Source organism: Danxiaibacter flavus (assembly GCF_041060425.1).
Taxonomy (GTDB): domain Bacteria; phylum Bacteroidota; class Bacteroidia; order Chitinophagales; family Chitinophagaceae; genus Danxiaibacter; species Danxiaibacter flavus.
The window spans coordinates 241,474-267,533 of record NZ_JAULBC010000002.1; the positions used below are offsets into that span (position 1 = coordinate 241,474).

Annotated in this window: 19 protein-coding genes; 13 read left to right on the top strand and 6 right to left on the bottom strand. The window is 41.0% G+C overall.

Annotated elements, in window-relative coordinates:
- Positions 1 to 138: 138 nt before the first annotated feature.
- Entirely contained in the window at positions 139 to 837 is a 699-nt protein-coding gene (locus QTN47_RS06710; RefSeq protein WP_369328573.1) for an SIR2 family NAD-dependent protein deacylase, read from the bottom strand.
- 259 nt (positions 838 to 1,096) lie between these two features.
- Here QTN47_RS06710 and QTN47_RS06715 point away from each other — a divergent pair, with 259 nt between their 5' ends.
- From QTN47_RS06715 to QTN47_RS06775, 13 genes are all read left to right on the top strand, one after another.
- Positions 1,097 to 2,806, top strand: coding sequence for a S8 family peptidase (locus QTN47_RS06715; RefSeq protein WP_369328574.1), 1,710 nt, complete (start codon positions 1,097 to 1,099; stop codon positions 2,804 to 2,806).
- 33 nt (positions 2,807 to 2,839) lie between these two features.
- Positions 2,840 to 3,349 carry a DinB family protein gene (locus tag QTN47_RS06720; RefSeq protein WP_369328575.1) on the top strand — a complete coding sequence of 170 codons (510 nt, stop codon included), beginning with the start codon at positions 2,840 to 2,842 and terminating at the stop codon, positions 3,347 to 3,349.
- Positions 3,350 to 3,525: 176 nt separating this feature from the next.
- Positions 3,526 to 4,509 (top strand): 6-phosphofructokinase, encoded by a 984-nt coding sequence (pfkA, locus tag QTN47_RS06725; RefSeq protein ID WP_369328576.1) that lies wholly within the window; start codon positions 3,526 to 3,528, stop codon positions 4,507 to 4,509.
- Positions 4,510 to 4,532: 23 nt separating this feature from the next.
- Positions 4,533 to 6,029, top strand: coding sequence for a pyruvate kinase (gene pyk, locus QTN47_RS06730; protein ID WP_369328577.1), 1,497 nt, complete (start codon positions 4,533 to 4,535; stop codon positions 6,027 to 6,029).
- A gap of 269 nt (positions 6,030 to 6,298) precedes the next feature.
- Positions 6,299 to 8,182, top strand: coding sequence for a CocE/NonD family hydrolase (locus QTN47_RS06735; protein ID WP_369328578.1), 1,884 nt, complete (start codon positions 6,299 to 6,301; stop codon positions 8,180 to 8,182).
- A gap of 324 nt (positions 8,183 to 8,506) precedes the next feature.
- Complete coding sequence (locus tag QTN47_RS06740) at positions 8,507 to 11,302, top strand: type I restriction endonuclease subunit R (protein WP_369328579.1); 2,796 nt, start codon at positions 8,507 to 8,509, stop codon at positions 11,300 to 11,302.
- A gap of 79 nt (positions 11,303 to 11,381) precedes the next feature.
- Positions 11,382 to 12,287 (top strand): three-Cys-motif partner protein TcmP, encoded by a 906-nt coding sequence (tcmP, locus tag QTN47_RS06745; RefSeq protein WP_369328580.1) that lies wholly within the window; start codon positions 11,382 to 11,384, stop codon positions 12,285 to 12,287.
- 1 nt (position 12,288) lies between these two features.
- Positions 12,289 to 13,032: a DUF5131 family protein gene (locus QTN47_RS06750; RefSeq protein ID WP_369328581.1), complete on the top strand. Its 744-nt coding sequence runs from the start codon at positions 12,289 to 12,291 to the stop codon at positions 13,030 to 13,032.
- A 113-nt stretch (positions 13,033 to 13,145) separates the two neighbouring features.
- Positions 13,146 to 14,402, top strand: a complete 1,257-nt coding sequence (locus QTN47_RS06755; RefSeq protein WP_369328582.1) for a restriction endonuclease subunit S — start codon at positions 13,146 to 13,148, stop codon at positions 14,400 to 14,402.
- A gap of 10 nt (positions 14,403 to 14,412) precedes the next feature.
- Positions 14,413 to 14,742 (top strand): hypothetical protein, encoded by a 330-nt coding sequence (locus tag QTN47_RS06760; RefSeq protein ID WP_369328583.1) that lies wholly within the window; start codon positions 14,413 to 14,415, stop codon positions 14,740 to 14,742.
- A 212-nt stretch (positions 14,743 to 14,954) separates the two neighbouring features.
- Positions 14,955 to 16,577, top strand: coding sequence for a hypothetical protein (locus tag QTN47_RS06765; protein WP_369328584.1), 1,623 nt, complete (start codon positions 14,955 to 14,957; stop codon positions 16,575 to 16,577).
- A 3-nt stretch (positions 16,578 to 16,580) separates the two neighbouring features.
- The gene (locus tag QTN47_RS06770; RefSeq protein WP_369328585.1) at positions 16,581 to 18,074 is read left to right on the top strand and encodes a type I restriction-modification system subunit M; all 1,494 of its coding nucleotides are present in this window, start codon (positions 16,581 to 16,583) and stop codon (positions 18,072 to 18,074) included.
- Between the two features lie 319 nt (positions 18,075 to 18,393).
- Positions 18,394 to 20,025 (top strand): beta-N-acetylhexosaminidase, encoded by a 1,632-nt coding sequence (locus QTN47_RS06775; RefSeq protein WP_369328586.1) that lies wholly within the window; start codon positions 18,394 to 18,396, stop codon positions 20,023 to 20,025.
- Between the two features lie 450 nt (positions 20,026 to 20,475).
- Here QTN47_RS06775 and QTN47_RS06780 read toward each other — a convergent pair whose 3' ends face one another.
- The 5 genes from QTN47_RS06780 to QTN47_RS06800 all read right to left on the bottom strand — a co-directional run bounded on the left by QTN47_RS06780 (position 20,476) and on the right by QTN47_RS06800 (position 26,058).
- On the bottom strand, positions 20,476 to 21,192 hold the full coding sequence (locus QTN47_RS06780; protein ID WP_369328587.1) for a thioredoxin domain-containing protein: 717 nt from the start codon (positions 21,190 to 21,192) through the stop codon (positions 20,476 to 20,478).
- Positions 21,185 to 22,204 carry a LysM peptidoglycan-binding domain-containing protein gene (locus QTN47_RS06785; RefSeq protein ID WP_369328588.1) on the bottom strand — a complete coding sequence of 340 codons (1,020 nt, stop codon included), beginning with the start codon at positions 22,202 to 22,204 and terminating at the stop codon, positions 21,185 to 21,187. The genes QTN47_RS06780 and QTN47_RS06785 overlap by 8 nt, the downstream gene beginning before the upstream one ends.
- Positions 22,205 to 22,449: 245 nt before the next feature.
- On the bottom strand, positions 22,450 to 23,853 hold the full coding sequence (locus QTN47_RS06790; protein WP_369328589.1) for a methyltransferase RsmF C-terminal domain-like protein: 1,404 nt from the start codon (positions 23,851 to 23,853) through the stop codon (positions 22,450 to 22,452).
- 225 nt (positions 23,854 to 24,078) lie between these two features.
- Positions 24,079 to 25,548, bottom strand: a complete 1,470-nt coding sequence (locus tag QTN47_RS06795; protein ID WP_369328590.1) for an NAD(P)(+) transhydrogenase (Re/Si-specific) subunit beta — start codon at positions 25,546 to 25,548, stop codon at positions 24,079 to 24,081.
- Positions 25,549 to 25,740: 192 nt separating this feature from the next.
- The gene (locus QTN47_RS06800; RefSeq protein ID WP_369328591.1) at positions 25,741 to 26,058 is read right to left on the bottom strand and encodes an NAD(P) transhydrogenase subunit alpha part 2; all 318 of its coding nucleotides are present in this window, start codon (positions 26,056 to 26,058) and stop codon (positions 25,741 to 25,743) included.
- Positions 26,059 to 26,060: the final 2 nt, after the last annotated feature.

Consider the following 26,060-nt stretch of genomic DNA (forward strand, 5'->3'; position numbering starts at 1 on the left):
CCGTCTTACCCGTCTTACCCGTCTTACCCGTCTTACCCGTCTTACCCGTCTTACCCGTCTTACCCGTCTTACCCGTCTTACCCGTCTTACCCGTCTTACCCGTCTTACATGTCTTACATGTCTTACGGTCTTACTATCTTACTGTCTTACTATCTTCCTCAACATCTCTTTCAACTCTTCTATCCCTTCCGTTGCAGATTTTTCGATGGACGTAAGATTGTACAATGATGATGTATAAGGGATTTTCTTGTCAAGAATGAATTTAGGAATTCGCCATGGTGCATAGTTAACCAGTCCTGCAGCAGGATAAACCACAAGAGACGTTCCTACAACAACAAACAGATCTGCACCGCGGGTTACCATCGCGGCTTCTTCTATCATTGGCACCGGTTCTTCAAACCAAACAATTGCCGGTCGCAATTGACGGCCATCAGCAGCCACATCCCCTATTTTGATGTCATCTCTTATATCGTAAGTCACACTTTCATCCAACTCACTTCTCATTTTAAAGATCTCTCCGTGCAGATGCAATACTTTTTCGCTCCCGCCGCGCTCATGCAGGTCGTCAATATTTTGGGTAATTATATGTACATCAAAATCATTCTGCAGTTCCGCCAATCCCTTATGAGCAGCATTGGGGTTCGCTTTGGCCACTTCTCTCCTCCTGTAATTGTAAAACTCCAGCACCAGCTGAGGATTTTTGCGCCATGCCCCGGGCGTTGCAACATCTTCAATATCATAGCCTTCCCATAATCCATCGCTATCTCTAAACGTTTTAAGCCCGCTTTCTGCGCTTATTCCTGCGCCGGTAAGCACTACCAGTTTCTTTTTTGACATATAGTAAAATTAGCATATTTGCGATAGATAGCAGTCACCTTAAAAGTGGCTAAGCCAGCTTAAACCTTGCTGCTCATTTTTTTCATTTTTCCAAACAAACTGTATATTGTGTTAATTTGACAATTTAAAAAGCTGGCGCGGCTTTTTATCTTTTTTTAATAAGACTGATTTTAATATAAGAATTTCATAAAATTGCCATTTGATATGCCTGTTTTGGAAGTCAATTTCGCAATTTTGTATATTCTTCCAACAAAGACACATGATGAGGACCTGGTTAATACAGCTTTCGCTTGTTTGCTTTATAGTCACAATAAGCTCTTCCGGATATTCACAGGCCGAACTCAAAGGCTGGCACCTGCTTGATCCTCAAAAAGATACTTTCTATGGCATAAGTATTGACAAAACCTACGGCTTTTTAAAAGGCAAGACTTTTCAACCTATTATAGTTGGAGTAATAGATTCGGGTGTCGATACAACGCACGAAGATCTCAAAAATGTTCTGTGGCACAATACAAAAGAGATTCCCAACAATGGTATTGATGATGATGGCAATGGTTATGTAGACGATTATTACGGCTGGAATTTTCTTGGTAACAAAGAAGGCAGCAATCTTAAAAAAGATGTTGATGAAAGAACGCGTGTATACTATCGTTTCAAAAATAAATTCTCCGGAAAAAGCATAGATGAAGATACACTTGGTGCTTACGAAAAACACCAGTACCAGCTTTGGCAACAAGCTGCAAAAGAAATTAACTCCAGCTCCGATGAACAGGTGGAAGTAATGCTTCTTGATGTTACGCTGAAAGCTTTGAAGAAGCATGACAAAGTGTTGCGTGATGAAATGAAGAAAGATGAATTCAGCTACAGGGATGTTGAAGATTTTGAAGCATCCAACAACAAAGCACGCCAGGCAAAGATGGGTTATCTTACCTGCATGAAAATGCTTGGTTTTGAAGCTGATGAAAAAAACACAACCATTATTAGCGAGCTTTCTGATTATGTAGAAAACAAGAAAGAAGCCGCTGACGCAAAAACAAATGCACCACCCGATTACAGGGCGCAGATAATTGGAGACGATTATTTCAATATCAATGATAAATACTATGGCAACGCGGATGTAATGGGCCCAAGTCCTTTACATGGCACACACGTTTCAGGTATTATTGCAGCACAGCGCGACAATAATCTGGGCGCACAGGGTGTGGCTGATCATGTGAAAATAATGATGGTGAGAGCGATTCCCGATGGGGATGAATATGATAAAGATGTGGCACTGGCGATAAAATATGCAGTGGACAATGGTGCGAGGGTTATCAATATGAGTTTTGGTAAAAGCTTCTCGCCCGAGAAAAAATGGGTTGATGAAGCCATTCATTATGCTGAAACAAAAGACGTATTGATCGTACACGCTTCGGGTAATGAATCCACTAATATTGACGAGAAAACGAACTATCCCAACAACGAATTACTGGAGTTCAGAAGCAAAGCGTCCAATTTCATTAATGTTGGAGCCAGTGGCGATCCCAAAGTTGCAGACGGCAAAATAATTGCAGATTTTAGCAACTACGGCAAAAACAATGTTGATGTATTTGCACCAGGCGTTAAGATCTATTCCACTTTACCCGGCGGCCATGAATACGGCTTCTTAAAGGGAACAAGTATGGCCGCACCGGTTGTTACGGGTATTGCAGCTATTATAAGATCTTACTATCCTGACCTCACCGCAAAACAGGTAAAATACATTATTGAAAAATCAGCTATTCCTCTTTCTGATACTTCAACCCAATTATTTATACCAGGAACCAAAGAAAAAGCCTGCATGGACGATCTGTGCCAGACCGGCGGGTTTGTAAATGCTTACGCAGCTATAAAGCTTGCCGCCGCATTGCAGGAACAAATTGACCTGGCAAAGAGGCCGATTGACAAACTACCCAAAACCACTATTAAGAACGCACGGGTAAAAGATTAATGCTAACCAGCATAAAGACTAAAACTAATTTCCATGGCAAGGCCAACAGCATCAGATCATGCTCCTTACTTTGATAAATATATCAGCAAAGTGAAAGGTGACACAATTCAGGAAGCTATAAAAAATCACGCGTCCGCAATGCTTGACTTTTATCTTAATCTTCCGGAAGACAGAGCCGATTACGCATATGCTGAAAATAAATGGACGCTGAAAGAAGTATTGCAACACATTATCGATGCTGAAAGAGTTTTCGGGTATCGGATATTGCGTATTGCAAGAAAAGATGCCACCCCGCTTGCATCTTTTGACGAGAATGCATTTGCCGCTAATTCAGGCGCGGACGGGAGAACATTTCAATCAATAAAAGATGAATTTGCCGCGGTAAGGCTGGCCACCGATCTTCTGCTCTCTTCTCTCACCGAAGACCAGCTTCAAAACCAGGGAACTGCAAGCAATAATCCTGCAACCGCAAATGCATTCGCATTCATTACTTACGGACATTTGTTACATCACAAGGAAATCATTGAAGAGCGTTATTTGTAGCATCTTTCACTGCACAATGTATTTTTTACATTATATATTTCATACAATGACACAAATCAGAATTTGTTTGTGACAATTGCTTATTTTTGGCACTCATTAAATGAAATTCAATAATTTTTAATGAATCTATATCCTTAATAAAAACTATTTAATGAGATAATTCGATTTCCAAAAAAATGTCAAAGAAAGTAACTAAAATTGCCGTATTAACTTCAGGAGGAGATGCTCCTGGAATGAATGCCGCCATCAGAGCCGTAGTAAGAACAGGTATATATTATGGATTGGAAGTATATGGAGTTGTAAGAGGCTATAATGGAATGATTGAAGATGATATCTTCAAAATGGATTCCCGCTCAGTAGCAAACATCATACAACGCGGAGGTACCATTTTAAAAACAGCAAGAAGTAAAGAGTTCATGAGTCCTGAAGGCCGTCAAAAGGCTTACGCTAATCTGATTAAGAGAGGCATTGACGGACTAGTGGTGGTTGGTGGCAACGGAAGTTTTACTGGCGCGCTGAAACTGCATGAGGAATTCGGACTCCCCTGTGTAGGGATACCCGGAACGATTGACAAAGATTTATACGGAACTGATTTCACCATAGGCTTTGATACTGCAGTAAATACTGCGGTGGAAGCCATCGACAAAATCCGCGACACCGCAGACGCTCATGACAGACTCTTCATTGTTGAAGTTATGGGTCGCGACGCAGGTTATATAGCACTACATAGCGGCATTGCCACCGGTGCTGAACATATTCTTATTCCTGAAGAAGACACCAGCGTTGAAGAAGTTATTGCAGGTTTGTCGGAAAAAGAAAAAAGAAAAAAACTGGTTAACCTGATTGTGGTTGCAGAAGGACACAAATCCGGCGGCGCTAACCACATTGCAGAAATTGTAAAACAGCAATTACCCAATCTGGATACCAAAGTAACAATACTCGGACACCTTCAAAGAGGTGGTTCTCCAAGTTGTATTGACAGGCTCATCGCAAGCCGCATGGGGTATCACGCTGTTGAAAGCTTATTGCAAGGTCGTCACAATGTAATGGTTGGAATTCTGGATAATGCCATGAAATACACACCGCTCGAAATAGCTATCCGTGAAAAACAGAGATTTAGTGACGAATGGCTGAAAATTGTAAAAATCCTTGCGAGTTAATCTTCTATTAAAGTAAAAAACTTATGTCAAAAGACATCACCAAGTATCTGCATGCCGAAATGGACAAGGAAGCAGGTCTTCAACACACATTTCACAGGACCAAGATTGTGGCCACCGTTGGTCCGGCTTGCGACACCTATGACAAATTACTGGAACTGGTAAAAGCAGGCGTGAATGTTTTTCGCTTGAACTTTTCACACGGTTCACACGAAAACAAAGCTGAAATTATCCAGCACATTCGTAAGATAAACAGTACTGAACCTTACAATATTGCCATCCTTGCCGATTTGCAGGGACCTAAATTGCGCGTTGGAGAAATTGAAAATGGCGCCTTGCCAATTGCAAAGGGCGACATTCTTACTTTCACTTCAACAGAAAAGGTTGTAGGAACTAAAGAAAAGATCTATGTTTCTTATCCTAACCTGCACGAAGATGTTGCAGTAGGAAACAAAATATTGATTGACGACGGTAAGATTGAAGTTGTTGTTGTTGAAATTGACAAAACAACCGGCGACGTAAAAGTTGTGGTTACTTACGGAGGTACATTGCTGCCAAAGAAAGGAGTTAACCTGCCTGATACGAAGATCTCCCTGCCAGCGATGACCGAAAAGGATATCATTGATTTTGAGTTCATCATGGAACAGGATCTTGACTGGTTGGCATTGTCTTTCGTAAGACAAGCAGAAGATATCATCGATCTGAAAAGACGCGTGAATGAAAAAGGCAGCAACATCAAAGTAATGGCGAAAATTGAAATGCCTTCAGCATTGGAAGATCTTCGCAATATCATCATTGAATCTGATGGTGTGATGGTTGCACGTGGTGACCTGGGTGTTGAACTTCCTGTGGAAAAGGTTCCGATGGCACAGCGCGACATCATCCGTAAATGTCTGCACCGCGGTAAACCTGTAATCGTTGCTACCCAGATGATGGAGAGTATGATTGACAGGGTTAAACCTAACCGTAGTGAAATTACAGACGTGGCCAACGCTGTATTGGAGGGAGCTGATGCTGTTATGCTGAGTGGTGAAACTGCTACAGGTAATCACCCTGCACTGGTGGTTGAAACCATGTGCAAGATCATTAAAGAAGTTGAACGCACTGAATATCGTTATAACCGTGAAGAAGATTTGAAGCCACAGCCAAAGTCTCCTTCATTCCTGAGTGATGCCATTTGCTACAATGCGTGTAAAATAGCCAGGGACCTTAGCGCTGATGCTTTAATAGGTATGACCCAAAGTGGTTATACAGGATTTGTGCTGAGCAGTTACAGGCCGAAATCACCATTGTATGTTTTCACCAAAAAGAAAAAGCTGGTTAACCAGTTAAGCCTCAGCTGGGGCGTACGTGCCTTCTATTACGATGAAGAAGAAAGTCTTGATGATATCATCTTCGACCAGATCAACATCCTGAAAGAAAGAGGATTTGTAAAAGCAAATGATGTGGTGGTAAACACAGGTAGCACACCTATTAACCTGCATCTTCCGACAAATACGCTTAAAGTAACAAAGGTTGAATAAACTAACCGATAAGAAAAGCCTCCGCAAAACGGAGGCTTTCTCTTTTATATAGTAACTCAGAGAATTGTCTATTCAATAATAGCTTTTTTATGCTTTCCTGGACTCTGTGCAATTCAGTGTGCCCTCTGTGAAGCTCTGTGTAACTGTATTATCTACTCCCTTGCCGGTGAAAACAATATTAATTACCGATCTAACTGTGAGATCTTTTCTTTTAGTTGAAGAAATAGTTACCTTAACTGCTTTTTTAAAGTTTCATTTATTATACGTCTATGAGAAAATCACTTGTACTAATCCTGCTTCTGGCTGCATGTTATGCAAATGCCCAGAATGCAGACTCTATCTGGTTCAGAGAACATTACATCAAGAAAGAATTGCAAATCCCCATGCGCGATGGTGTTAAGCTGTTCACTTCGGTATATATGCCAAAGGACACGACTGTAAAACATCCCATGCTGATGACACGCACACCGTACTCCTGCGCACCTTACGGAGAGGATAAATGGTCTGCTATTTACAATTCTTACAAACTCGCATACCTGAAAGAAGGCTATATCATCATCACACAAGATGTACGCGGCCGTTGGATGAGCGAGGGAGAATTTGTAGATGTGCGTCCTTTTAATCCGGCAAAAAAGACAAAAACAGATATTGACGAATCAAGCGATACCTATGATGCTATCGACTGGTTAGTGAAAAACATTCCGGGCAACAATGGCAAAGTAGGTGTATTTGGTATTTCCTACCCCGGCTTCTACTCTACCATGGCAGCAGCAAGCAACCACCCTGCATTAAAAGCAGTGAGTCCGCAGGCACCGGTAACCAACTGGTTCATCGGAGATGACTTTCACCATAATGGTGCATTCTTTTTTTTAGATGGATTTGCCTTTTATAACTCGTTCGGAAAGCCAAGACCGCAGCCTACAACAGTAGGCCCCAAAGGATTTGAATATTATACCAAAGACAACTATAAATTCTACCTGGAAACAGGCGCTTTGAAGAATTTTGCTAAGCTGATGGGCGACAGTATCAAGTTCTGGAAAGATCTTTACAGTCATCCTAATTATGACGATTTCTGGAAAGCGCGTGATGCAAGAAACGCGACAAAAGTGCTGGAACCAGCGATGCTTTGGGTTGGCGGAAACTTTGATGCAGAAGACAACTGGGGAGCATGGAATGCTTACCTCGCTGCTGAAAAGAACAACATAGGAAAAGCGTTCAATAAGATTGTAATGGGTCCCTGGTATCACGGACAATGGGCAAGCAAGGATGGCACTCATTTAGGCAACGTTCGTTTTGGATCAAACACATCAGAGTGGTATCAGCAAAACATAGAGATTCCTTTCTTTAATTATTACCTGCAGGGCAAAGGAGACATTTCTTCCATACCAGAAGCAAGTATTTTCATCACAGGTGCTAACGAGTGGAAACAATTCCAGCAATGGCCTCCTGCCGGAAAAGAAGATAAAGCGATTTATCTGCAAGCCAATCAGCAACTGTCATGGAACAAACCTTCGGGACAGAAAAGCTTTAGTGAATATACCAGTGATCCCGGCAAGCCGGTTCCTTACACTGAAGATGTACACTTCGACAGAACAAGAGAATACATGACAGATGACCAGCGTTTTGCTGCGCGCAGACCAGATGTATTGGTATTTCAGACAGATTCATTAACAGAAGACGTTACGGTTACAGGTAATGTTGTTGCGGATCTGTTTACCAGCATTTCTACAACCGATGCCGACTTTGTAGTAAAACTGATCGATGTGTTCCCCGACAATTTTGCTTACGGCGATGAAGAACCGCAGCAACGCAAAACTGCTCCTAAAAGCTACACCATGAGCGGCTACCAGATGCTGGTTCATGGCGAAGTATTCAGAGGCCGTTTCCGCAATAGCTTTGAAAAACCGGTTGCATTTACACCCGGCAAGGTTGAAAATGTAAAGTACAAGTTGGGGGATGTTGCACACACGTTCAAAAAAGGCCACCGCATAATGGTGCAGATCCAAAGCACATGGTTCCCGTTGGTTGACAGAAACCCTCAACAGTTTGTCGACATCTACCATTGCGATGACAAAGACTTCATTAAAAGCGATATCAAAATATTTCATGATGGTGTGAATGCCAGCAAGATCATTCTGCCAGTGCTGAAATAGCTGTGAGCGGGCAGGTATCAGGTGTCAGGTATGAGGTATAAGGCTTGAGGCCTGATGTTATGCGTCCTTAAGAAAACTGCATTAACCTGATAAAGGTGTTTAAAAAGCCATTTTGCAAATTAAGCAAAATGGCTTTTTATTTCGGTTTAACAAATTGTCAGGATACCTTACATCTTATGCCTTATACCTACGTTAGACGTTATACTCTTAACCTGAAACCTGATACCTGACACCTGATACCCAAAGCTAAAAGCTGACAGCCCATAGCTATTTTTGCTCATTTCCCACTAAACCTTTACTTTAGCCATTCTTAACCTCTAGGCTTTGACTAACCAGAATCCTGAACAACTTGCCCGCGATGAAATAGACAGACAGCTGCTTGCCAGTGGCTGGCTTATTCAAAACAAAAATCAAATCAATTTAAGTGCAGGTGTTGGCGTTGCAGTTAGAGAATATCAAACCGATATTGGCCCTGCTGATTATGCATTGTTTGTAAACAGGCAGGCTGTTGGTATTATTGAAGCCAAGCGGGCAGACGAAGGCGTTCGCCTTACCATGCACGAAGATCAGACCGAAGGTTATGCAACTGCAAAGCTGAAATACCTGAACAACCAACCTTTATTCTTTGGATACGAAAGCACAGGTGAAGTAACCCGCTTTACCGATTATCGCGATAGGAAGCCCCGTTCAAGACCTGTGTTTACTTTCCACCGCCCGGAAACATTTTCCAACTGGTTAAAGCAGGATAAATCATTGCGCACAAGATTGCATGATCTGCCCGCACTGCCGGAACAAGGTTTAAGGGATTGCCAGATCGCAGCTATTAATAACCTGGAAAAATCTTTTAAGCAGGCAAAGCCGCTGGCTTTAATCCAGATGGCTACCGGTAGCGGCAAAACATTTACGGCCATTACTTTTATTTATCGTCTGCTTAAATATGCCAAAGCCGGCCGCATTTTGTTTTTGGTTGATACAAAGAACCTTGGAGAACAGGCAGAGCAGGAATTTATGAGCTTCCTGCCGAACGATGATAACCGCAAGTTCACAGAGCTTTATCCCGTTACACGTTTAAAGAGCAGTTATATTCCGGCTGATAATAAGGTGTACATTTCAACCATTCAACGTATGTATTCCATTTTAAAGGGAACTGAACTGGATGAAAGTGCGGAAGAAGAAAATCCGAACGAGCATTTTGCAACCAAAGAACCATTACCGGTTGTTTACAATAAAGAGATCCCCATTGAGTTTTTTGATTTCATTGTAATTGATGAATGCCATCGCAGCATTTACAATTTATGGAAACAGGTACTCGACTATTTTGATGCGTTTCAAATTGGTTTGACGGCCACACCTGACAACCGCACTTTTGGCTATTTCCATCAAAACCTGGTAAGCGATTATGGCTATGAAAAAGCCGTGATTGATGGCGTATTGGTTCCGTACAACGTATTCACCATAGAAACGAAGATCACGCAAAAAGGTGGTGCCATCAAGATGGGTGAAATGGTAGATAAACGCGAACGTTTAACAAGACGAAAATTCTGGGAAGCAGTAGATGAAGATATTGAATACAACGGACGTCAACTGGACCGGGATATCGTAAATAAAAGCCAGATCCGAACCATTATCAAGGCCGTAAAAGAAAATCTGCCCGCTATGTTTCCGGATCGCTTTGTACCCGATGAAGGCGGTGGCGAAGCGGTTTTTGAAGTGCCTAAAACGCTCATATTTGCGAAAACGGACAGCCATGCGGAAGACATTATTGAAATAGTGCGCGAGGAATTTGGTGAGGAAAATAAGTTTTGCAAAAAGATCACTTATCAAAGTAAAGAAGACCCAAAAACAATTCTCAGCGAATTTCGTAATGGGTATTTTCCACGGATTGCTGTAACGGTAGATATGATTGCTACAGGTACAGATATTCGTCCGCTGGAAGTATTGTTGTTTATGCGTGATGTAAAAAGCCGCAGCTATTATGAGCAAATGAAAGGCCGCGGCACAAGAACCTGTGGAGTGGAGCAATTAAAATCTACAGGTAAGGGAGCCAAATACAACAAAGATCATTTTGTGATCATTGATGCTATTGGTGTAGAGCAAAGCCAGAAAACAGACAGCCGGCCTTTGGAGAAAAAGCCCGGTATGAGTTTGAAGGACCTGTTGCAAAATGTGGCGATGGGCAACACACAGGAAGACATAGTGACGACGCTGGCGAACCGTTTAATACGGCTGGACAAACAGATCAACGATAAAGAAAAAGCAACCTTTGCCGGACATGCCAATGGCCAGAATATTCACCATGTAGTAAAGGAATTGTTGAATGCCTATGATCCTGATACGGTGGAAGGCTTAAGGCAAAAGGCAGCGGCCGAAAAGCCAGACGCATCGCCCAATGAAATAAACGAGCAAGTTGCTACTTACCATTCCCGCATAGTTGAGCAGGCAGTAGAAATATTTAACAACCCGGAATTGCGCAACTATATTCTGGATGTGCGCAAGAAATACGACCAGGTGATCGACCATATCAATTTAGATGAGATCACGAATATTGGTTGGGTAAAAGACCGGCAGGCTGCTGCTGAGGGCACTATCAGCAATTTTAAGGCATGGATAGAAGCGCATAAGGATGCGATCACCGCCTTGCAGATCTTTTACAGCCAGCCCTACCGCCGCCGTGAGCTTACTTACAACATGATAAAAGAGCTTTGTGAAAAAATAAAAACAGAGCAACCTTTGCTGGCGCCTGTGGAAGTGTGGAAGGCTTATGAGCAATTAAAACAGGCAGATGGCTCTGCAAAAAATGAATTGACTGCATTGGTCAGCATTCTCCGCTATAACAGCGGCATAGATGAAAAGCTGACGGTGTATGATAAAATGGTTGATAAAAATTTTCAGCAATGGATCTTAAAACAGAATGCCGGCCAGCATAACCGTTTTACCGAAGAACAAATGCGGTGGCTGCGCATGATAAAAGATTATATAGCCAACAGCTTTCATGTTGAGAAAGATGATTTTGAACTTGACCCGTTTAATAGAAATGGTGGTTTAAGCAGGTTTTACCAGTTGTTTAGAGAAGAGTATGAAAAGATTTTGGATGAGTTGAATGAGGTGCTGGTGGCGTAGACAAAAACGTGTTGATTTTATATAACTATTGAAAAAAAAAAATACTTATTGTTTGTTACACCCTTTAAAACCCTTTTACATGACCTGGAACAAAAATGTGTTAAAAGAGCCGCCTGGCAATGAATGGGGCGGTACCTGGACTCACAAAAAATTACAGGCTTTTAGCAAGTATGTATGGGCATATCTTGCAATAATGAAAAAGTACAACTATTGGCAAACAATATATTTTGATGGCTTTGCTGGCAGTGGTACCAGGAATAAAGAAACAAAAACCGAGTTATACAAACAATTAAGTCTTACAGAAGATGAAGAGAATTTATATAAGGGTGCTGCAGAACTAATATTGAATACTTCAATTGAACATCAATTCGATTTTTATTATTTCATAGATTTAAATGAATCTTCTCTTGAGAAATTAAAAGCAACACTTCAAAAATTAGATGCCGCAAAAAATAAAAAGCTAGTATTTAAGCCTGGAGATTCCAATCAATGGATCAAAGAATTAGCAACAGTTATGAAAACGCATCCCAGTAAATATGCATCATTAATTTTGCTGGATCCTTTTGGCATGCAAATAAATTGGGAATCAATAGCCGCTTTAAAAGACACCAGATCTGATGTTTGGATTTTGGTACCTACTGGCGTTATCGTAAACAGGTTACTGGATAAAGCGGGTAAATTAACTCACCTTGATAAGTTGCAATCCTTTTTTGGGCTGAATGAAGAAGAAATAAGGAGCAGGTTTTATAAAAAGGAACATAAACAAACGCTTTTTGGTGACGAGGAAGTAGTTGAGAAAGTTTCCAGGCCTATTGAATTAATTGCAGAAATTTACATTGAACGCTTAAAAACAATCTGGAAAGAAGTTACTGATAAACCGCTTGTACTAAAAAATTCAATGAATACACCGATCTTTCATTTTGTTTTTGCGTCAAATAATAAAAATGCAGTAAAAATTGCAAAAGATATAATTAAATCAATCTAACATGGCACAATCAAGTATAGAATGGACTGAGATGACGTGGAATCCTGTAACTGGTTGTACTAAAATATCCGCCGGTTGCAAATATTGTTATGCAGAAGTAATGGCAAAGCGGTTACAAGCTATGGGCATCGAAAAATATAAACATGCTTTTAAACTTGCATTGCACGAAGATGCCTTGCAAATACCTTACACATGGAAAAAACAGAAAGTTGTATTTGTAAACTCAATGAGTGATCTGTTTCACAAAGATGTGCCGCTTTCCTTTATCCAAAAGGTTTTTAAAACAATGCGGGAAAACCCGCAACATACTTTCCAGGTGTTGACAAAAAGAGCCGACAGGCTATTAGAACTACATGAACAGCTTCCATGGCCACATAATATATGGATGGGCGTATCTGTAGAAGATAAAAGAGTAATGCATAGGATTGATGAATTGAGGCAAACCAATGCCCGGACAAAATTTCTATCCTGCGAACCGTTGATCGGTGAACTACCTGACATGAATCTTACAAATATTGATTGGGTAATTGTAGGTGGTGAAAGCGGACGAAAAGCCAGACCGATGAACGAGGATTGGGTATTGGATATCATGGACCAATGCCAAATGGCTGACGTTGCATTCTTCTTTAAACAGTGGGGAGGTACAAATAAGAAGAAAACAGGACGATTATTAAAAGGAAGGACTTATGATGAAATGCCAGAATTTAATGTAGAAGAATTACAAGTAGGAAGCATTATTGAGTAATAAAGTAAATATTTTTTTGTGGGCCGGGCAGTAGTGCTACTATAAAGCATTGTTGCCTGCCCGACCCGGTCAGGCGGGCGTCGCACACTTGTACTGGAAATTATTATTGAGCAATGAGTGAAAAGCAAAAAATAAATCAGTTACCGAAAGATTGGAATTTTTTCAAGCTATCCGAAATCGGAAAAATTATTTCAGGAGGCACTCCCTCTACTGCAATTCCAGAATACTGGGGCGGAAACATCAGTTGGATATCACCAGCCGATTTGACTGGATATAAAAGAAAGGAAATTTCAAAAGGCGCAAAATCAATTACAGTCGACGGATTAAAAAATTCGTCAGCCAGACTGATGCCGAAAGGTTCCGTTTTATTTTCTTCAAGAGCTCCAATCGGGTATGTAGCGATAGCATCAAATGAGATGGCGACCAATCAAGGTTTCAAAAGCATTATACCAAATGACCATACTGACAGTAATTATTTGTATTACTTTTTAAAGTCCGCGAAGCAAATGGCTGAAAGTGTTGCAAGTGGAACAACTTTTAAAGAAATATCGTTATCGAAATTTTCTGAATTAAACATCCCACTTCCTCCCTTACCCATCCAACAAGCCATTGTTTCCAAAATAGAAGAACTATTTAGTGAGTTAGACAAAGGCATAGAACAATTAAAAACCGCACAGCAGCAACTAAAAACCTACCGCCAGGCGGTGTTGAAATGGGCGTTTGAGGGGAAGTTGACGAATGAGAATGTGAAGGATGGGGAATTGCCGGAGGGGTGGAAATGGGTGAAGCTAAATGAAATTGGCAAATGGACTGGCGGAGGAACTCCGTCAAAACAAAACTCAAAATTTTGGACAAGCGGCAATGTACTTTGGGTGTCTCCCAAAGACATGAAAACAAACGTGATTCATGATACTCAGGATAAAATAACAAAAGAATCAATTGATCAGTCCTCTGCTAAGTTGATTAAAAAAGATTCGATACTTTTTGTGGTAAGAAGTGGAATCATCAGACGCACTCTTCCTATAGCGATCGCTGGAAAAGAGCTAACCACAAATCAAGATTTGCAATCGCTTACATTACATGACGCTAATCCTCTATTTGTATATTGGAATTGCATTGCAAATGAACAAGATATTAGAAACGAGTGTGCTAAAGATGGAACAACAGTCGACAATTTGGACGTACCAAGATTAAAAGCATACATTATTGTTGTTTGTTCGCCAGAAGAACAACAACAAGTTGTTCAAGAAATTGAAAGCCGCTTTAGTGTAGCCGATAAAATAGAGGAAAGCATAAACCAAAGTTTACAACAAGCAGAAGCGTTAAGGCAAAGCATACTGAAGAGGGCGTTTGAGGGAAAATTAATATAAATAGAGAACTATGGAAATTGAAAAATACATACCACTTTGGAAAAAATATTTACCTGTAATAAGAATACAATTAAAGAATTCCTTGCAGAGAAATGCAACACTGCAACTAGATAAAACTGAATTTGAAGCAGCGGGTGACAGAGATTCAGCAGGATATACTTTTAATTTAAACATTGAAAAAGGCGAAGTCACTAATAAGATAAGAGGAACCGCCGTTGCACGAGACTTACACAAAGTTTTAATCGCAAACTCAGCTATTAATGAGTTTTTAAAAGATAAAAAAGTGAACATAAATATGGGAAAAGATTTTATCTTAAAATTGAAAGCATCCTCGATGTAGCAGTAAAATGATAGAAGCATCGTTCAAAGACTGCAATATGCAGAAGCAATAAGGCAAAATAATCTAAAGTCAGCGTATTTAGTTGGAGCCGATTTAATCTAAAAATGTAGCCGCGGCAATTGAACCAGAGCTACTTGTCCGAACAAAGATGATAAACAAATATATGAACGAACAGTTTATAAACATTCTAAACCAAGTTAACTGCTATAATTATGAGCATTAATGAAATTGCGAGCAAAATAAATAAACTCACTGTAGGGACGCGACCATTTGGCTCTTTACAGGAAATTCGAAATAGGCGTGGACACTCAACAAGATCGTGGAAACCATTTGCATCATCCTCTAAATACAGGGAATACGCTTTTCATGACGGAGGCCGTAAAGAACTTCAATTCAACATCGCCCATGATTTTTTGCATAGTATAGATGTTTTTAGATATGGTGTTGCATTTTCTTTTAGTGAAGACCGAATAGTCAAGAATTCAAAGGAAACATTCCAAGCTGCCGTTGAACGATTTAATATTTACTATAGTTCGGATAGAGCCTATTTCAAAGGTTTTCACTTGTGGTATTATTCAAATAAGGAATTAGCCAACTACTTTGAAGACGTAAAAGAAATTGACGATACTTTATTCCAACCTGGAAATTTTGTATTTATAGGAAAGTATTTCGAAAAAGATGTTGAAGAAATATCAGATGATGACATTGAAGAAATAATAAAAACATTTGATTATTTAATTCCTCTGTATGAATACGTACAATTCGGTACTAGCAATATAGAAAAAAGAATAGCGCGTTTGTGTTGGAATGACAATGGATGGATAATGCCATCTGGCAGCTACGGCAAAAGTACCAATGGAAAAACTCACGAAGCGAAATCGTCTTATGGGTATGAAGAATGGGTATTTGATATAAGCAAACTGATTAACGGATATCATTATGGTTTTTTGCAACCAGTACATAACCAGCGAGATGCATATGAATCGAGAACTTTTAATGCCTGGCTATACTCGATCAACGGAGCAACAAAAAAAAGGTATTGGATTGGGGAAATAAAGAATCTGGAGGTACTAAGTGAACAAGATGCAGAAATAATAAAAAAAGAATACATCAGAAGAGGGTGGCTTGAAGAGATGAAAGATCAAATCATAGCAAGCGGTGTTAGTGTTGATGGTTTATTCGGCGGAAAGGGCATTGATCAATTTAACGTTAGATACCTTCCTGCCAATTTAAAATTACGTGACAATTATATAGAAATTCCGTTGGAGCATCCCATCAACGAACAAACACGATATAACTTTACGCATTACAAAGACGATTTTGATGTAAAAGTACCTGACCAAACAAATGATTTTGCCTTTACATTATCTCATAATGTCGCTGATAGTAACGAGGACACGACACTGGAACGACGAATTCAGGTACGAGAGCCAAAGTTGATCGAAATTCAATACTTGCATGACGCTATTAGTAAAGCCCTCACTAAAAAATTAAAGGAAAAATATGGTAATGAAAATGTTCGAGCGGAGCATCCAGCAGGATACGGTTCCAATAGAATTGACATAGTTGTAAAAGACAACGATGACCTAATTTTCTACGAAATTAAATCATATATATCTCTAAGAACTTCCATTAGGGAAGCGATTGGTCAATTAATGGAATATTCGCTGTGGACTAGCCATAAAAAAGCCAAAAAATTAATAGTTATTACACAGCCATCGGATGATTTTGAAAATGCAAAAGTTTATTTTAAACATCTAAGAGACAATTTTAATCTTCCTTTGTATTACCAATCTTTCGATTTAGAAAAGAATATATTATCAGAAATATTTTAACGAATGAGCAGTAATGATAAAATAGCCACATCAAGCATCGTTTCCAAAATCTGGGCCTTCTGCAACACCCTCCGCGATGACGGTGTTGGCTATGGCGATTATTTAGAGCAGCTAACTTATCTCCTGTTTTTAAAAATGGCAGATGAATACAGCAAACCTCCATATTCGCGTAAAATGCCAATTCCTGCTCAATACAACTGGGAAAGCCTTTTAAATAAAAGTGGTGATGAGCTGGAAGTTCATTACAGCAAATTGTTGAGAGAACTGGGCAGTGAAAAAGGTATGCTGGGCCAAATCTTCACCAAAAGCCAAAACAAAATACAGGATCCTGCAAAATTATATAAACTCATTTCTCTGATCAATGCAGAAGAATGGGTATTAATGGGCGTAAAAGACAAAGGCGATATTTATGAAGGCCTGCTGGAGAAGAATGCAGAAGATACCAAGAGCGGCGCCGGACAATACTTTACACCGAGGGCATTGATAAAAGTAATGATAGAATGCGTTCGGCCCGAGGCCAATAAAACCATTGCAGACCCGGCATGTGGCACCGGCGGTTTCTTTTTAGCTGCGTATGATTGGCTTACGGAACATGTACAAATGGATAAGGCGCAAAAGCAGTTTCTCAAATTCAGCACCTTCGCGGGTAATGAAATTGTGCCTGGCACACGCAGGCTGGCCTTAATGAATTTGTTCCTGCACAATATCGGCGATATTGATAGTGAGAGTTTGATCTCGCCCAACGATTCGCTCATCGCCCAACCAGAAACAAGATATGATTATGTGCTGGCGAATCCACCCTTTGGCAAAAAAAGCAGCATGACTTTTACCAACGAGGAAGGCGAACAGGAAAAAGAAGACCTTACCTACAACCGCCAGGATTTTTGGGTAACCACCAGCAACAAGCAACTCAACTTTGTTCAGCATATAAAAAGTATGCTGAAAACAACCGGGTTGGCGGCAGTGGTGTTGCCGGATAACGTATTGTTTGAAGGTGGCGCTGGTGAAACTGTCAGAAAAAAGTTGCTGGAAACAGCCGATCTGCATACCATACTCCGTTTGCCGACAGGTATATTTTATGCAAATGGTGTAAAAGCAAATGTGCTGTTCTGGGATGGGAAACCTGCCAGCAAAAATCCGTGGACAAAAGAAGTGTGGGTGTATGATTATCGCACCAATGTGCATCATACATTAAAAAAGAACCCGCTCAAATCTGAAGACCTGCAGGATTTTGTTGATTGCTACAATCCTCAAAATCGCCATAAACGCAAAGAAACATGGAGCCCGGAAAATCCGGACGGCCGCTGGCGAAAGTTTACTTATGACGAAATCATCGCAAGAGATAAAACTTCGCTTGACATCACCTGGATAAAGGACAAATCACTTGCCGATCTTGATAACCTTCCCGATCCCGATGAATTGGCAGAAGATATTGTGGAGAACCTGGAAAGTGCACTGGATAGTTTCAGGGAGATTATCAATCAGCTAAAAAAATGAAATAGCTATCAGCTGTCAGCTATCAGCTTTAATACTCACCGAAAGAGAATTCTCCAAAAGCCATTTTGCCGCAAAGCAAGATGGCTTTTGTTTTTTATTACCAAAGATATCTCCTGTTATTTTCGTTAGCACTTATACCTTACGGCCTTTTACCTTACGCCTTGCTCCTCATGCCTCATACCTGACACCTGATACCTGACACCTGAAACCCAAAGCTCAAAGCTGATAGCTGATAGCTCACAGCTCCTCAAACGTTTGCATTCCATCTTCTCCTAATAATTCCTTAGTTTAGATGCTTCTAAAAATTTAAACGACTAGCATGAAAAAAGTTTTGCTTGCATTAGCAACCACACTGGTATGCTGCTATGGGCACTCACAACTAAACATTATTCCGGTACCGGTGAGCGCCGAGGCAAAATCCGGAACGTTTACCATTAACCAGCAAACAGTGATCGTAACCGGAAATGGTTCAGAAAAGGAATCTGTCAACTTTTTTAATGATTATCTGAAAAAGTTTTATGGTTTTAGTTTGAAGACAGCAAAAAAGGCTGACAAAAACTACATTAAACTCACGACTCCCACATTTGTAAAAGCACCTGAAAAAGAAGAGCGCTATACAATGGAAGTTACAGGTGATGGCGTTGCTATTCAGGGTGATTCTCACAAAGGAACTTTCCTTGGGATTCAGACGTTGATTCAATTACTGCCTGCTGAAAAATCAACTTCACTGAGCATTCCTTGTGCAAGCATCGAGGATTATCCACGCTTTGCTTACAGGGGTATGATGCTGGATGTTGGTCGTCATTTTGAGCCTGTTGAATTTGTAAAACAGTACATTGATTTTCTTGCTTTACATAAGATCAATACTTTCCACTGGCATCTGACTGAAGATCAGGGCTGGAGAATTGAGATCAAGAAATATCCAAAACTTACACAGATTGGATCTTGCCGCAATGGTACCATTCTTGGTCATCATCCTGGCACTGGAAACGACAACACAAAAGATTGTGGCTTCTATACACAGGCGCAGGTTAAGGACATCGTAAAATATGCATCAGAGCGTTTCATCACTGTTATTCCTGAGATTGAAATGCCAGGCCACGCATCGGCAGCAATTGCAGCGTATCCCGAGTTAAGCTGCTTTCCTGATGAACCGACGCCTATCGCAAAAGGCGTAACATGGGCCGGTTCAAAAGAAGGAAAACAAGTACAACAATCATGGGGCGTTTATCCTGATGTGTTTGTTCCAAGTGAAAAGACTTTCAAGTTTTTGGAAGATGTACTGGACGAAGTGATGGCATTGTTCCCTTCTAAATACATCCACATTGGCGGTGACGAATGTCCTAAGGAATACTGGAAAAGATCTGAGTTCTGCCAGAACCTTATCAAAGAAAAAGGTTTGAAAGATGAGCACGGTTTGCAGAGCTATTTCATTCAGACTATTGAGAAATACCTGAACAGCAAAGGTCGCAGCATCATTGGTTGGGATGAAATTCTTGAAGGTGGCCTCGCTCCTAACGCGACTGTAATGAGCTGGCGCGGTGAGAAAGGTGGAATTGAAGCTGCTCAACAAAAGCACCAGGTGATCATGACACCAACAACTTATGTGTACTTTGACTATGCACAAAAGAAGAATGAAGATTCTTTAGTAATCGGTGGCTTCCTGCCCGTGGAAAAGGTATACAATTACAACCCGCTTCCAAAAGAGCTGACTGAAGAAGAACAAAAACTCATCGTTGGCGCCCAGGCAAACGTGTGGACCGAATACATGTCGAATCCTTCCAAGGTTGAATACATGGTATTCCCTCGTATGACTGCATTGAGCGAAGTGTTGTGGAGCCCTCAGGATCATAAGGATTGGAACGATTTCCAGAAAAGACTGGGCACCCAGTTTAAACGTTATGACCTTTGGAAAGTGAAGTATAATACGGCCGGCGTGGAAACTAAATAGTTTAGGTAGATATTATAGAAAAGCTTCTTTATGAGTTCATCATGAAGAAGCCTTTTTATTTTGAAGGATTGGTTAGCCACAGAGGCACTGAAGCACAGATTTATTTTACCACAGAGAACGTAGTGTTTTTTTCACAGAATACACGGAGTTGTAGAAAGCAACACAGATATTACTAGTAAAAAATCGAGAGATATTCCCCAAATCCCGAAGGGATGAAATTATTATAGAATATCCTATTGATGATTCCAAAACCCCGAAGGGGTGACATTTTTTATTATGTCACCCCTTCGGGGTTAATTTATTCTATCTGGTTATTTCTATAATAATTTCATCCCTTCGGGATTTATTAAATTTCAAAGCGTCGATTCCTATATTAGAAATGGTCACACTCACCTCGACTGACAACTCCCACATCAGACATCCTCAAATCCTACATCAACCTTCTCTCTTTTACTTGAGCTGTGTTCTTAGTTCACCAGCATCTACCACACCTTGTTTGCGCCAGGTTTCCTTTCCGCTTTTGTAAACGATAAATGTTGGGATGGATGCCACTTTCATATCACTCATCACATTGGTGTTAATGCCGGCATCAACCTTAATTATCACAATCTGATCTTTTAATTCGTTCTGCAATTGTGTAATTACCGGTTCCATTTTTTTACAGGGTGGACACCACTCAGCGCCAAAATCAACCAACACGATTGGCTTTGCTGCGTTGGTTATTGAAGCGGTATATTCATCAATTGTCAATTGCTTAATATTGTCAGGTTGTTCGACAGGTTTATTTTCTTTTTTCCAGGCCACGATACCACCATCCATATTTTGGACTGAGGAAAAACCATTGGCCTTCATCCAGTCGGCGGCTTTAGCACTTCTTACACCAGAGGCGCAGTACACTAAAACCGGTTTTGATTTATCCAGGTACTGTATACGGTCCATAAACTGTTCCTGGTTGTTCCAGTCGGCCTGCAACGCATTAGCAAGGTGCCCGTTCTGATATTCACCAGCGGTTCTCACGTCAAGCAACTGAACAGAAGGCCGGCTAAGTTCCTGCTGAAATTCGTCAACCGACAATCCCTTATTTTGCGCCTGAAGGTTGCAGGCACTCAATGTTATAATGCAGCTTGCCAATGGCAGCAAGGTATGTTTCAATAAATACTTATTCATAATACAACACGTTTAATTCAAACTTAGGATCAGTTATACCCAAAGCAGAAGCCGCAGCATTGCTGATACGGTATTTCAATCCCTCATTTTCCTTCATTGTCCCCATGTTCCACAATACTTTGGCGTAGATCACTTTGTTATTAAAGCTCACTTTTACTATAGAACCGGGAGGTATGTCATTCATCAGAATGTAATACTTTTTATCGGTCCAGCCACTTGCCGTTTTAAAGGTCATTGCAGGACCACTCGCAACTTTCATCTCTCTCCCATCAACATCATAACCAAACCCGGGAGCAAAGTATCCTTCTCCGGAATCACTCAAATCAATCTTTGTTGCAGGAGTTTCTGATTTTTTGTTTGTAACGGGCGGAGCGACGGGCACCGAAGTTTTTGCTGTTTCAGGCTGCGTCTTTTTAGGTTCAAAAGAAATGTCCTGGGATGAAGGTGTATCAACGGCAGGCTCAGTTTTGGCCACTACTTCTTCCTGTTTTTTAACTGGCTGCGTAGTTTCTGCAGGCTTCTCAGTCTCAACAGCTTTTCCAAGATCTACATTACCCTTCGGCTGGAGATATCCAACTACGAGATTCTTGCCCACTTCGAGATTATTTCCTTTCAGGTTATTCCATTGTTTAAGCTGATCGACGGAAACCTTATTATAGTTTTGGCTGATGCGATATAAGCTCTCTCCTTTCTGAATTTTATGTACCAGTTCGATACTTCCAGCACCATTTTCCTTAGACACATTTTTTGCATTCAGCGGAATTTTGATGTTTTGTCCAACGAGGAGTTTGCTATTGGTATTCATTTTATTCAGACGCATAACATCACCCACGGTGGTACCAAATACTTTACTAATCCCGGACAGTGTCTCCCTCGGCTGAACCTTATAATTAAAATAGAGGTTCGGCGACACGCCCAGCACATGCAATACATTCTGCGCAGTAGCTATATAACCAGTAAACAGAGCAATACATACAATAAAAAAACGCCATTTATTTTTTAACACGGTCATATTCATCATTTTCAAATCGGGGTAAAGTTATTGATTAGCACTTTACACGGGACAAAATTATTTTGAGCTATTAGCTGTCAGCTATCAGCTATTAGCTTCTGCGAAGGCTATCGTCAAATTTCATATTGAAACATTAAATATTTCATCTCACCCTCTCTCCTTTTGCTTCGATCAACGTATCACGGATTACGCATAACCACCAATTTACAGAGTTTTAAGCTTTAGGCTTTGCGCTTTAAGCTTTCTCACGCTTTCAAAATCCTCCATTCCGTCGGATAATAGTTATTAATCCTGTTCGGCAATACCTTCATCCACCCTAGGTTTGCATCTTTATAGCTGGCTAATACCCAACCTTTTAGAGAGCTGCCATTCAGGCTAAAGTCTGCTTTCCGCAAATATTGTAAAGCATCGGCAAGCTCCAGATCGGCTTTTTCAAAGCGATCCTTCAACAGCAAGCTTAATGCCAGTTCATGATGAGGGACAAGATCTTTGCCCTTGACCGCCCCTACCGTAACGCCAGCTTTCCTTAAATATAGATGCTTTTGCAACAGGGCGACGTCCTGTTGATAAATGGCGGGAACAGCAATTATATTTTCACCTTGCTTGCAACAAAAGAGAGATTCGTTATGGTTCAACCATTCCTGCACAATCGCGTGCTCGGCTTTGGCAATGCTTGTCAGCTGAGGTTTCCGTTGTGAAAAAACATCTTCATCTCCTTTTTTTACAAACGCGGACATAAAAAGTCCTTCACCGTCAACTTTATCTGGGTAGAAGCGGTAACCAAAGGCTTTATGTCCGGGAGATTGAACTTCTACGATGTTCCATTGGGGCGGAACCGGAATTTGAACAGACGTTACATCAAACGTTTCACACAACCAGTCCAGGATCTCTTCATCTTCTTCCTTAGAGTAAGAGCAGGTAGAATAAATAAAGACACCATTTTCCTTTAGCGCCGGCATTACATCCGCAAGTATTCTTTGCTGACGCTGACTGCACAGCATCACATTATTTTCGCTCCATTCCTCAATCGCCGCCGTATCCCGGCGAAACAATCCGCTACCACTGCAAGGCGCATCTACCACAATTACATCAAAATAACCAGGCAACCGGTGAAAATCTTTCGGGTCATTATTGGTCACAACCGCATTGCTGCATCCCCATTTACTGATATTTTCAACAAGAATTGAAGCCCGCGATTTGATGACCTCGTTAGAAACAAGAAGCCCGTCTGTGAAATAGGAAGCCAATAAAGTACTTTTTCCACCAGGCGCCGCACACAGATCCAACACTTTAAGTTCTGCTGTCGCGGAACCTACGGTGTGCTGCAACACATACCACAAAAACATACTACTGGCCTCCTGCACATAATACAATCCGGCGTGCAGGTAAGGATCAAGCGTAAATGACGGACGTTCTTCGAGATAGTAGCCGTATGGGCACCAGGGAATTTGCTGACTTATTTTGGTTTGCAGTTCGCTTTTCTCAGCATCCAACTGATCTGCATTGTGCTTTTTTCGAGGATTGAAACGTATTGAAGTGACCTGCCTTCCCGATTCATGCACTTCGATAAATGCTTCTTTATCAAAACCCGGCAGTCCTTCCAGCGATGCTATAAATGATGGGGGTAAATTCAATTGTTTTTGCAACAAAGATAACTGATAGCTATCAGCTATCAGCTATCAGCTGTCAGCTATCAGCTTTGGATTATCCATAAAATTGTGTTTATACGCTAAATGAGGAACTTCTTCGATATGTATTTTTTTATCTTACCTCCACCTCAAGCCTCACGCCTCACGCCTTACACCGCATGCCTCATACCTGATACCTGACACCTGATACCTACGGCTAAAAGCTAATAGCTAACAGCTAACAGCTTATAAATTCTTCACCTCTCCCACCAGTTGCTGCAGCACCGATTTGGCATCACCGAAAAGCATGGAGGTTTTTGAGCGGAAGAATAGTTCGTTTTCAATGCCGGCATAACCCGGCTTCATACTCCGCTTGTTGACGATGGTCATTCGCGCGTCTTCAACTTCAAGAATAGGCATGCCATATATTGGTGAAGAAGGATCTGTTTTAGCCGCGGGATTCACTACATCATTCGCACCTAACACGAGTACGACATCCGTTGACCTGAATTCGTCGTTTGCCTGTTCCATTTCAAGCAAAAGATCATAGCTCACATCAGCTTCAGCGAGCAATACGTTCATATGTCCCGGCATTCTGCCCGCAACCGGGTGAATAGCATATTTGACGTCAACTCCTCTGTCAGTCAACATCTTTTCCAACTCATGGCAAATGTGTTGAGCCTGGGCAACAGCAAGACCATAACCGGGAACGATCAATACTTTATTTGCATAATTGAGTACAGTTGCAGCATCACTCAAAGAAACTTCTTTATAAACACCTCCATGAGCCTGTCCATTGCCGCCGGCAGCACCAGCCGCACTACCACCAAAGGAACCAATTAATACATTCTTTAACGAGCGATTCATCGCTTTACACATCAATATTGTTAACAATGTACCCGCAGCACCAACCAATATACCGCCGGTCAACATCACTTTGTTGTTGTACAAAAAGCCACCGCAAGCTGCAGCAACACCTGTAAAGGAGTTTAGCAATGAGATAACTACCGGCATATCTGCCCCGCCAATCGGCATAACAAATAAAATACCGTATGAAAGTGATAAGAGCAATACCAGAAAGAATAATGGTGAAGCCAGATCTATAAATGTTGTTTTATTCAATTCAAAAAAAATGGTGTAGATAGCAACGATAAAAATAGCAGCGAGTATCGCGAGGTTTACCAGGTGCTGCCCCTTAAAAGCAAAGTCTTTTACTTTCCCGTTCAGTTTCCCCCAGGCAATCATACTTCCCGCGAATGAAACGGAACCGATAATTAACCCCGCGTAAATAATGATCAATTCAGTTCTGAAGAAGTTATTGTCGACTAAGATTTTTTGGTAATCTGCTGAACTGGAATGAAAGTGTTTATTAACGTGCAGAAATTCGTTGACTGAGATTAACGCAGCACAAGCTCCTCCCATACCATTAAAAAGACTCACCATTTCAGGCATGGCTGTCATCTTCACTTTCTTTGCGGCGAATGTGCCGGCAATCCCTCCGATGATAAGACCACCAAAGATCCAGGCGTAATTATGCAACGGTTTTCCGTCTTCATCTTTATAAAGAAAAATAGTTGCAAGAATCGCCAGGGTCATGCCCGCTGCGGCAACAAGATTACCGCGCCTCGCAGTTGCAGGATGAGACAAGTTTTTAAGACCTATAATAAATGTAATGGAAGAAAGCAGGTAGATAAGCGTTAATACGTTTAATTCCATAGAATGATTTTAAATGGTTCAGCTTACAGATCAATTCCAAGCAACAAAATGTACGATGTACGATATCAGATGTACGATGTGGCATTGCCAGCACCAAAAGTTTTATTTATCTCTCTACAGTTTTTGGGTACAGAAATCAATTTTTCTGCTACCGCTTTCACTATTCACCTTTCACCATTCACCTTTCACCATTCACTTTTGACTTTTTTTGGATTTAAACATCTCCAACATCCTATCCGTAACAACAAAGCCGCCTACAACATTTAATGTACCAAGTATTACAGCCAGAAATCCAAGGATCAGTGCAGCATAATTGTCGCCCTCGGCTTTGCCCATTACGATAATGGCGCCGATTATCACGACTCCGTGTATGGCATTGGCGCCGCTCATTAAAGGCGTATGCAGTACCGCGGGCACACGGCCGATCACTTCGATACCCACAAATATCATCAGGACTACAATGTAGATGTATTGCTCGTGAGATCCGACCCAGTTCAGTATATTTTCCATGG

What these genes read in the sequence shown, in the direction of transcription:
- QTN47_RS06710 (WP_369328573.1), bottom strand. Translation starts at nt 837, where the DNA reads ATGTCAAAAAAGAAACTGGTAGTGCTTACCGGCGCAGGAATAAGCGCA.
- QTN47_RS06715 (WP_369328574.1), top strand. Translation starts at nt 1,097, where the DNA reads ATGATGAGGACCTGGTTAATACAGCTTTCGCTTGTTTGCTTTATAGTC.
- QTN47_RS06720 (WP_369328575.1), top strand. Translation starts at nt 2,840, where the DNA reads ATGGCAAGGCCAACAGCATCAGATCATGCTCCTTACTTTGATAAATAT.
- pfkA (WP_369328576.1), top strand. Translation starts at nt 3,526, where the DNA reads ATGTCAAAGAAAGTAACTAAAATTGCCGTATTAACTTCAGGAGGAGAT.
- pyk (WP_369328577.1), top strand. Translation starts at nt 4,533, where the DNA reads ATGTCAAAAGACATCACCAAGTATCTGCATGCCGAAATGGACAAGGAA.
- QTN47_RS06735 (WP_369328578.1), top strand. Translation starts at nt 6,299, where the DNA reads ATGAGAAAATCACTTGTACTAATCCTGCTTCTGGCTGCATGTTATGCA.
- tcmP (WP_369328580.1), top strand. Translation starts at nt 11,382, where the DNA reads ATGACCTGGAACAAAAATGTGTTAAAAGAGCCGCCTGGCAATGAATGG.
- QTN47_RS06750 (WP_369328581.1), top strand. Translation starts at nt 12,289, where the DNA reads ATGGCACAATCAAGTATAGAATGGACTGAGATGACGTGGAATCCTGTA.
- QTN47_RS06755 (WP_369328582.1), top strand. Translation starts at nt 13,146, where the DNA reads ATGAGTGAAAAGCAAAAAATAAATCAGTTACCGAAAGATTGGAATTTT.
- QTN47_RS06760 (WP_369328583.1), top strand. Translation starts at nt 14,413, where the DNA reads ATGGAAATTGAAAAATACATACCACTTTGGAAAAAATATTTACCTGTA.
- QTN47_RS06765 (WP_369328584.1), top strand. Translation starts at nt 14,955, where the DNA reads ATGAGCATTAATGAAATTGCGAGCAAAATAAATAAACTCACTGTAGGG.
- QTN47_RS06770 (WP_369328585.1), top strand. Translation starts at nt 16,581, where the DNA reads ATGAGCAGTAATGATAAAATAGCCACATCAAGCATCGTTTCCAAAATC.
- QTN47_RS06775 (WP_369328586.1), top strand. Translation starts at nt 18,394, where the DNA reads ATGAAAAAAGTTTTGCTTGCATTAGCAACCACACTGGTATGCTGCTAT.
- QTN47_RS06780 (WP_369328587.1), bottom strand. Translation starts at nt 21,192, where the DNA reads ATGAATAAGTATTTATTGAAACATACCTTGCTGCCATTGGCAAGCTGC.
- QTN47_RS06785 (WP_369328588.1), bottom strand. Translation starts at nt 22,204, where the DNA reads ATGACCGTGTTAAAAAATAAATGGCGTTTTTTTATTGTATGTATTGCT.
- QTN47_RS06795 (WP_369328590.1), bottom strand. Translation starts at nt 25,548, where the DNA reads ATGGAATTAAACGTATTAACGCTTATCTACCTGCTTTCTTCCATTACA.
- QTN47_RS06800 (WP_369328591.1), bottom strand. Translation starts at nt 26,058, where the DNA reads ATGGAAAATATACTGAACTGGGTCGGATCTCACGAGCAATACATCTAC.